Origin of the sequence: Dysgonomonas hofstadii, assembly GCF_014196915.1 — a bacterium.
GTDB classification, from domain to species: domain Bacteria; phylum Bacteroidota; class Bacteroidia; order Bacteroidales; family Dysgonomonadaceae; genus Dysgonomonas; species Dysgonomonas hofstadii.
Genome location: NZ_JACIEP010000008.1, coordinates 215126 through 222956 on the forward strand (window position 1 = coordinate 215126; position 7831 = coordinate 222956).

Below are 7831 nucleotides of genomic sequence, written 5' to 3' on the forward strand. Positions count from 1 at the left end.
TTAGGATATAAAGTTAAAATTTTATTTACAATCATGTATATTACAATCTACGAGACCGCCTGATCTGGTGTATTAACAAAATGCTGAAAATACAAATCTTTGATAATTCCATCCGATACGCCGATAATCGGGGTTTCAATAACCAAAGCACGTGCCAGCTTCATTATCTTTAGATAAATATCGATTGCCGGAATAATCACATCCGCCCGGTTCATGTTTATATTGTATTTTATAAGTCTGTCTTCGTATGGCATTTTCCTGAATTTATAGGAAAATCCCACCAGTTCCTCCCGTCTTATCCGTCCGCAGCGGCGAAGTAGTGAATCGAGTTTATTGATGTTACCACCCGAACCTATAAGTGATACTTTTGGATAAGAATAACTGTATTGCACAAGCCAGTCTTTCATTCTCACCCATTCCTGTTTTTCCTCCTCTTCCGATAATGTCCTTATTGTCCCTAAACGAAACGATTCGGTCGCAACCTCCTCATTTCGGTAAAAAATTACCATTTCGGTATTGCCACCCCCTACATCAGTATAAATATAGGCACGGTCTTCTTCCAGCAGTTCATTGATACTGTTAGCTAGTATAAAACGTGCTTCTTCCTTGCAGTCTACTATTTCTATATTTATTCCCGTTTGCGACAACACATAATCAAGGACCTCTTCCCTGTTGACAGCCTCCCTGATTGCCGAAGTTGCACATACGCGCCATTTGAGAACATTGTTCACCTGAACAAGACCATCGAAGGATTTCATAAGAATAGCCAGCTTCTCTTTTTTGAGATCACTTATATAGCCATTCGAGAATGTATCTTCCCCTAATTTTAGAGGGATACGTATAAGAGAATCTTTCTTAAAGACCGGTTTCCCATGATAATCAAAAACATCTGTAATCAGTAACCGTACCGAATTTGAGCCGATATCTACAGCCCCCAACCGTTTAACATCCATATACCTATCATTTTGGGAACGAAGATAAGAGATAACGGTTACGATATGGTAACGATAAGATGTAGATAAGGTTAAGTGTCGGTCTCCTTACTTATTTTTAAATATTTCTTCAAACAGCATCTTCATTTTGATCTTCACTTCCTGCATATCAATACTACTTCCCAGTTCTTTTTTCAGGGAGGTAACTCCCTTGTCAATAAATCCGCAAGGATTAATTAACGAAAAATAAGACAGGTCGGTATTTACATTTAATGCAAATCCATGCATGGTCACAAAACGACTGCTACGGACTCCGATAGCTGCAATTTTTCTCGTTTTTGAAGGTTCGGCTGTATCAATCCAAACACCGGCAGCTCCTGCAAGCCGTTCACTTTGGATATTATATCCGGCCAAAAAACGAATAATAATTTCCTCTACATTAAATATATACTGTCGTAATCCTATATTAAATGATTCGAGATCGAAAATCGGATAACCGACCAGTTGTCCCGGTCCGTGATAAGTGACGTCACCTCCCCTGTCAATTTGGAAAACCGATATGCCCTTCTCCTTTAGAAATTTTTCCTGAAAAAGCAGATTCTCTTGTTTACCATGTTTTCCAATTGTGATAACATGCGGATGCTCGCAAAACAGCAGATGACTTTGAGGCTTTAGCTCTTTCTCCTTGCAAGACAGGGCTTCAGCGAACAGCCTTTCCTGATAATCCCATGCCTTGCCGTATTCTATTATTCCTAAATCTTCGTATATCATTCTGATTATCTTTATTTTTTCACTTTCCCCGGATTTTTGTTTATAAAGTCTTTCCAACTTGTAAACTTTTTATCCATGGACGGGTTATTTGTTTGGAAAAAATGGCAAACCGCAGCAGCCAATCCGTCAGTGGCGTCCATCTGTGGCAGCATATTTTCATCGGGAATACGCAGGTAATGTTGCAACATATAGGCAACCTGCTCTTTCGCTGCGCGACCGTTTCCGGTAATCGACATTTTAATTTTCAGCGGTGCATATTCAAAAATGGGAATATCCCTCGATAGTGCCGCTGCCATAGCTACCCCCTGCGCACGACCAAGCTTGAGCATACTTTGCACATTTTTTCCGAAAAAAGGTGCTTCGATAGCCAGTTCATCGGGAAGAAATTCATCTATCAATCCGATTATACGTTCAAAGATTCGGCGAAGCTTCAGGTAGTGGTCATCATATTTGCTCAATTGCAATACGCCCATTGCCATCAGTTCGGGCTTGTTGTTTACAACCCGTAATACTCCATACCCCATGACCTGCGTTCCGGGATCGATACCTAATATAATGCGTTCGCGTTCTATCATCCTATAATTCTATTTCTTCGAGTATGGTAACAAAACCGAGAGCCTTATTCCCGAAGCGTTCTGTCAGTTGTTTTTGCAGATGCAACCCGTCTGTTGAATACCAATGATTGAGCGTATCCATATTTTTCACCTTAAACTGCAATGAATAACTTGTACCGCTTTCTTCGTGTTGAGAATGGATACGTGCAAAGCGTGGTTCGTGAAGGAAACCACTCATGGAAGCCTTCTGTACATAAACCTCTTTCATAAAACGAATATATTCATCGCATACATCGTCTTCCACATGAAAGGTTGTATTGTATATTATCATCTTTTACAAACAATATGAATAACAAAAGTACGAAAAATTTATCGATGTCCATGTCGTAACCTAAAGAGTTGTAGTAGTTAAAAAACAAGCGGGTTTTATGGATTTTTTGATTTTGAATTATCTATAAAAAAAAATGATGAAATTAATGTGTCGATATGCCAATGTGCCAATGAAAAATAAAAAGAGTAAAATATGTAAGAAACAACGTTCCGCTGAACGTAGAGTAGCTAATTGTCAGGTTTTACACCTCACCCCAGCCCTCTCCCTTTGGAGAGGGGGCTGCAAAGCCACGAAAAGAAAACTCTCATCAGTTCTCCTCCCTTTTGGGGGAGGCCGGGAGGGGTGGAAAAATTAAAATATGCGTCAACTTTGTCAACTTTTAACATTATGAAAAACTTTCTGCTATTTCTATTATTACTAATTCCGGTTTCCGTATGTATCGGACAAGAAGATAACGAAAAACCTTTTGTAGAATACGAAAAGATGCCTCAGTTTCCGGGAGGGGAGGCGGAGATGCTTTCGTTTATTAAAAAACATTTTACTTATCCCCAATCGGCGACAGACCAGGAAATAGAAGGACGGGTAACAATACGTTTCGTTGTGAGGAAAACAGGCTATGTTGACAATATTACGATTATCAGGGGTATTCATCCTGAATGTGACAGTGTGGCTATTAGCATTATTAAAAAAATGCCGAAATGGGAACCGGGAGGAATCTATAAAGATAGCGTACTGCATTTGATGGACACTTACTTTACTCTACCTATTATTTTCAAGTTACCTTATGAGATTGTAGATGGAGAGAAGATATACACGGTAGCAGATACTATGCCTCAATTCACCGGAGGGATGAGCGACTTATTCAATTTTATTGCTGCCAATTTGAAATATCCGCATCAAGGTATGTGTGTGCAAGGGAGAGTTACTATCCGTTTTGTTGTTACAAAAGAGGGTAAAGTTATTAATCCTGTTGTACTAAGGAGCCTCGAACCTAATTATTTTGATAAAGAAGCTTTACGGGTAATCGGTATTATGCCCGACTGGATTCCGGCAAAGCATAACGGAGAAAACGTAAACACTTATTTTACAATGCCTGTATCATTCAGGTTAAGTCATTGAGATTGGCAAACCAATAAGAATACTCTTTGATTGTACCGTCATCGAGTGTGAAAAGATAAGTTTTTTTCTCTGGTCTCCCTAATGAGTAAGGGACAGAATAACTAAATATATCGCCATCGTAGCAAAAGGTGTGATATTCGCCATTCTCACCACAAATATCCATATCTGTTGGCAGTTCGGATATCAAATCTTTATCGACATGGCGGCCAATGAAGAAACTATCAAGAATATCAGCCATAGTGGTTACGATGACCGTCTTTAGTCCAGATGCCAGGAATTCATCCATTATCCCGGCAGGACCTTTATCCCAAAGCGGCTCTACAACAGTTATCCCATAGGGTTTGAGTTGCTTCTCCCTGTACGATTTCACATCGTGGAGAAATATATCGCCAAAAATAAAATGGTTGACACCGAGTTCTTTGAAATATGAAACAGCTTTTTGCATCTCGCTTTCGTAATCGCTCATATTTCCCTGAGGGGTAAGATCGACTATATATAGAGGGATGCCAATACTGTCGGCTTGCTTTTGCAGCAATGATTCGGGAATGGCATGCATGGTGGAACGACGGCTGTCTCTGTTGATGGTAGTAAGTAGTGCGATAACTTCATATTCCTGTTCATTCAATACCTTATGCAAGGCCAAAGCCGAATCTTTTCCTCCGCTCCAGTTGAATACCGCCTTATTCTTCATAGATCATTTTCTTGGTCATTCCACCGTCCACTACGATATTCTGACCATTGATGAAGTTATTCTGAGGCTGGCAAAGGAACAGACATGTACGTGCAATATCCTCGGGAATGCCTACCCTACCCGATGGATGTTGCTTATGATCTGTCGGTTTTAGTTTATCATAATCTCCGGTTTCTATCCAGCCCGGACTAATGCAGTTCACTGTTATATTATATTCGCTAAGAGATATAGCCAGGGAATGGGTAAGTGAAACAATACCACCTTTAGATGCAGCATAAGCCTCCGAATTTGGTTCGCTCATCAGATAACGGGTAGACGACATATTTATAATGCGTCCGTATGTATTTAATTTCGAATTCTTGGAACGATGGGCAGCCAGTAATTTGGAAGTAATAAAAACAGGCCGGAGATTGATATTGAGTATCTTATCGAACTTGTTTACCGAGGTCTCCAGGATAGAGCCAAAGCCACCGACACCAACATTGTTGATCACAATATCTATATCCCCCTTCTTATCGAGAATACTATTGACCGTATTACCCAGCAACCCGGCATCGGAAACATCCAGTTTTATAAAAGAGCATTTATATTCGTTGAGTTCGTCACAGAGTTTCTTTCCAGCCGATTCGTCTATATCGCAGAAAATAACGTCCGCCCCGGCCTCACAGAATAGTGTAACTATCGCTTTACCAATGCCGCTGGCTCCACCGGTTATAAATGCGATTTTATCTTTAATACACGGATTATCCATTTATGCCATCTGTTTTATTTGCTTGATAAGGCTTTCCCACTTATTGTCGTTTATTTTTGCTCCCACTTCCTGAATTACTTCACCGGCTAATAATGTCCCTATCTCGCCGCATACGGATAACGGATAATTATTTATCAACCCGTAGATAAATCCCGATGCATATGAGTCACCAGCACCGGTAGAATCGACACAAGATACTTTTAATGCAGGTACAAGTACTTTTTCTTCACCTCTTTGTATCCACGAACCTTTTGCCCCTACTTTTACGATAGCGATATCTGTCCGTTGGGCAAGAATACCAATAGTTTCCTCCACATCCAGATCCAACAGGGTTTCAGCTTCCTGCTGATTGGCAAATACTATATCAACATAACGGGGAATAATTTCGAGTAAAAAGTCCCGGCTTTCTTCCACGATATTATAACTGGCCATATCGAGGATCACTTTTGCTCCTGCAGCTTTGGCAAGCTGAATAGCAGTGCGGATAAGATCATAATTCTGAACGAGATAACCTTCTATATAGAAATAGTCATATCCTTCAAAATCTTCTTTTTTCAAATCGTCAGCCTTCAATAAGGCCGCCGCACCCAGATAAGTACCGAACGTACGTTCTCCATCTTTCGATATAAATGTCGAAGCTACTCCCGAAGCCTCATCGGCTTCTATCAGATGGGTGTTTATATTATTCTTAATGAGATCGTCTTTATAATATTTTCCGAAGAAGTCTTTGCCTATTCTCCCCAGAAACCCGGTTTCTACTCCAAGTTTAGCAAGGCCAACTATTGTATTCGATGCAGATCCGCCGGAAACAATATCAGTTTTTAACTTCCCTATTTCTTCGCTGATCATTTTAAACTTTGCATCATCTATAAGCTGCATGCTACCTTTCGGAAGATCAAGGGTTTCGAGCAAGCCGTCATTTTCTATAATGGCTAAAACGTCAACTAACGCATTACCCATTCCAAGTACTTTTGTCATTCTTTATTTAAAATTTTGCGTAAAGATATTGCATAATTCAGAAATATGCCCTACTTTTGCCTCACTTTTGAAGGAAAAAATTCTTCCTTAGCTCAGTCGGTTAGAGCATCTGACTGTTAATCAGAGGGTCCTTGGTTCAAGTCCAAGAGGAAGAGCAAAATAAATTAAGCAGTTGTCATTTATGATAGCTGCTTTTATAATTTGTTATTATATAAATTTGCCTTTGAAATCTATGCTGAACTCCTAATATTGATCTGAAGTTATTGTTATTGGCTTTTGGAAACAACCCAAAAGGACGAAAACCTCTCTGCAAATTCCTCAAGACAAACAGTTCTCCCTACTATGACAATTTGAATTGTTACGGATGAGATTTTTATAAATTATTCCACTGTTATATTCTTTCAGAAGGTTTTCCATATTTCCTGATATTTGAAGGTGTATCACCTAAATAGGTCTTGCAGAAATTGGTGAAATGAGAGATACTGGAAAAGCCAAACTCGTCGCAGATTTCTTTAAAACTGTGTTTTTCGAGTCGTATTTCATAATAGATCTTCTCTGCTTTATTCCGGAGCATCCATTTATAGGGGGATACACCGAATATACGCTTAAAATGTTTTTCGAAACCGGAAACCGAATATCGGAGAGCCTCCGCCAACTCTTTTATAGACTTATAGTCATGGCCGTGCTGAATAATATAAGAAGAGAAAACTGAATCTGAATTCAATGCGCCACTGAAGAAATGGGCAAGATCTGTCTGGGAATAAAATGTACGTAGCAGAAAAAATAATTCAGCTACTTTATTTTGAAAAAACATCTTGCAACAAATTCCTTTACTAATACAAACCTGTACAAATTCGACAAACAGCTTAATCTCGGAATTTATTTCCAGTAAATACAGATGATCTTTCTCTTTACAACAGTCCTCAATGTTATTATTTATCAGATCCATTATGCGCAAGCAATTACAAAACAAGATAGGATCGTGTATGCGGATAATAAGCAAAACCGAATCTTCCAGTATATTGGCCATATAATGACAATCCACAGGCAGAAAAACGATACTATCCGTCTTAATTACAGAATTAATATGAATATCTAATGACAAATCGATTTTACCTTCAATAATAAAAACCATTATGTCATCTACAGACATATCCTGAATTATATTCCCCTGATCCAGGTTCAAGAGTTCAATAGTGGGCTCTTCTTTTTCAGCCAAAGGACAATTAGTATTACAGAATGTATTCATATATATATTTTTAATTTTCAAACTGATATAAGAGTTTCAAAACAATTATAAACTTCTTTTGTATCAGTTAAATATTCTGTTAGAGTCCTAGTGGTCAGTATTGAAAAAATGTTCTATATGGATATAATTTAGAATGCGATATCCCAGTATTTTTCATTAATAGTAGATATAAGAAATACACAAACTACAGGAAACAATTACAATATTTGTCTTTCAATTCAATCATTAGTGACAAAAAGTTTAATATGAGGCGCAAATTCTGGGTTTAATTTTATATTTACAGTAAACATCTATCAAATTGTTTTTGTTCGAATAATCTTTAAAATAATAATAAAACATCTAAAAAAATGTACAAAATCTGTATTGGGTCGCTGTTTGAGGGACAAAAAATAATAAAAAAAGGAGGAATTATGTAAAGGATAATCCGGCTCAAACCTCTACTTTTGTTTCGAATA

At 38.3% G+C, this 7831-nt stretch carries 9 protein-coding genes and 1 tRNA gene; 2 read left to right on the plus strand and 8 right to left on the minus strand.

Going from position 1 to position 7831, the window contains the following annotated elements; all coding sequences use genetic code 11:
- Positions 1–47: 47 nt before the first annotated feature.
- The 4 genes from GGR21_RS12795 to GGR21_RS12810 form a co-directional block, all read right to left on the minus strand.
- Positions 48–953 (minus strand): Ppx/GppA phosphatase family protein, encoded by a 906-nt coding sequence (locus GGR21_RS12795; protein ID WP_183307615.1) that lies wholly within the window; start codon positions 951–953, stop codon positions 48–50.
- An 87-nt stretch (positions 954–1040) separates the two neighbouring features.
- Positions 1041–1703 (minus strand): lipoyl(octanoyl) transferase LipB, encoded by a 663-nt coding sequence (gene lipB, locus GGR21_RS12800; RefSeq protein ID WP_221232994.1) that lies wholly within the window; start codon positions 1701–1703, stop codon positions 1041–1043.
- A gap of 11 nt (positions 1704–1714) precedes the next feature.
- The gene (gene ruvC / locus GGR21_RS12805) at positions 1715–2278 is read right to left on the minus strand and encodes a crossover junction endodeoxyribonuclease RuvC (protein ID WP_221232995.1); all 564 of its coding nucleotides are present in this window, start codon (positions 2276–2278) and stop codon (positions 1715–1717) included.
- 1 nt (position 2279) lies between these two features.
- Positions 2280–2588 carry a DUF4286 family protein gene (locus GGR21_RS12810; protein WP_183307616.1) on the minus strand — a complete coding sequence of 103 codons (309 nt, stop codon included), beginning with the start codon at positions 2586–2588 and terminating at the stop codon, positions 2280–2282.
- A 387-nt stretch (positions 2589–2975) separates the two neighbouring features.
- Between GGR21_RS12810 and GGR21_RS12815 the strand changes: the two genes are divergently transcribed.
- Positions 2976–3707: an energy transducer TonB gene (locus GGR21_RS12815; protein WP_183307617.1), complete on the plus strand. Its 732-nt coding sequence runs from the start codon at positions 2976–2978 to the stop codon at positions 3705–3707.
- Here the strand turns inward: GGR21_RS12815 and GGR21_RS12820 are convergent.
- From GGR21_RS12820 to GGR21_RS12830, 3 genes are read right to left on the minus strand one after another with little or no spacing between them, the layout of a single operon-like run.
- Positions 3691–4398: a Dph6-related ATP pyrophosphatase gene (locus tag GGR21_RS12820; RefSeq protein WP_183307618.1), complete on the minus strand. Its 708-nt coding sequence runs from the start codon at positions 4396–4398 to the stop codon at positions 3691–3693. The two genes, GGR21_RS12815 and GGR21_RS12820, sit on opposite strands and share 17 nt — an antisense overlap.
- A complete protein-coding gene (locus tag GGR21_RS12825; RefSeq protein ID WP_183307619.1) occupies positions 4388–5149 on the minus strand; it encodes an SDR family NAD(P)-dependent oxidoreductase in 762 nt (253 codons plus the stop codon). The genes GGR21_RS12820 and GGR21_RS12825 overlap by 11 nt, the downstream gene beginning before the upstream one ends.
- Complete coding sequence (locus GGR21_RS12830; protein WP_183307620.1) at positions 5150–6127, minus strand: adenosine kinase; 978 nt, start codon at positions 6125–6127, stop codon at positions 5150–5152. It abuts the gene before it with no gap.
- Between the two features lie 81 nt (positions 6128–6208).
- Between GGR21_RS12830 and GGR21_RS12835 the strand changes: the two genes are divergently transcribed.
- A tRNA-Asn gene (locus tag GGR21_RS12835) sits at positions 6209–6282 on the plus strand.
- 236 nt (positions 6283–6518) lie between these two features.
- Here GGR21_RS12835 and GGR21_RS12840 read toward each other — a convergent pair.
- Entirely contained in the window at positions 6519–7376 is an 858-nt protein-coding gene (locus GGR21_RS12840; protein WP_183307621.1) for a helix-turn-helix domain-containing protein, read from the minus strand.
- Positions 7377–7831 lie beyond the last annotated feature (455 nt).

What these genes read in the sequence shown, in the direction of transcription:
- GGR21_RS12795 (WP_183307615.1), bottom strand. Translation starts at nt 953, where the DNA reads ATGGATGTTAAACGGTTGGGGGCTGTAGATATCGGCTCAAATTCGGTA.
- ruvC (WP_221232995.1), bottom strand. Translation starts at nt 2,278, where the DNA reads ATGATAGAACGCGAACGCATTATATTAGGTATCGATCCCGGAACGCAG.
- GGR21_RS12830 (WP_183307620.1), bottom strand. Translation starts at nt 6,127, where the DNA reads ATGACAAAAGTACTTGGAATGGGTAATGCGTTAGTTGACGTTTTAGCC.
- GGR21_RS12825 (WP_183307619.1), bottom strand. Translation starts at nt 5,149, where the DNA reads ATGGATAATCCGTGTATTAAAGATAAAATCGCATTTATAACCGGTGGA.
- GGR21_RS12815 (WP_183307617.1), top strand. Translation starts at nt 2,976, where the DNA reads ATGAAAAACTTTCTGCTATTTCTATTATTACTAATTCCGGTTTCCGTA.
- GGR21_RS12820 (WP_183307618.1), bottom strand. Translation starts at nt 4,398, where the DNA reads ATGAAGAATAAGGCGGTATTCAACTGGAGCGGAGGAAAAGATTCGGCT.
- lipB (WP_221232994.1), bottom strand. Translation starts at nt 1,703, where the DNA reads ATGATATACGAAGATTTAGGAATAATAGAATACGGCAAGGCATGGGAT.
- GGR21_RS12840 (WP_183307621.1), bottom strand. Translation starts at nt 7,376, where the DNA reads ATGAATACATTCTGTAATACTAATTGTCCTTTGGCTGAAAAAGAAGAG.
- GGR21_RS12810 (WP_183307616.1), bottom strand. Translation starts at nt 2,588, where the DNA reads ATGATAATATACAATACAACCTTTCATGTGGAAGACGATGTATGCGAT.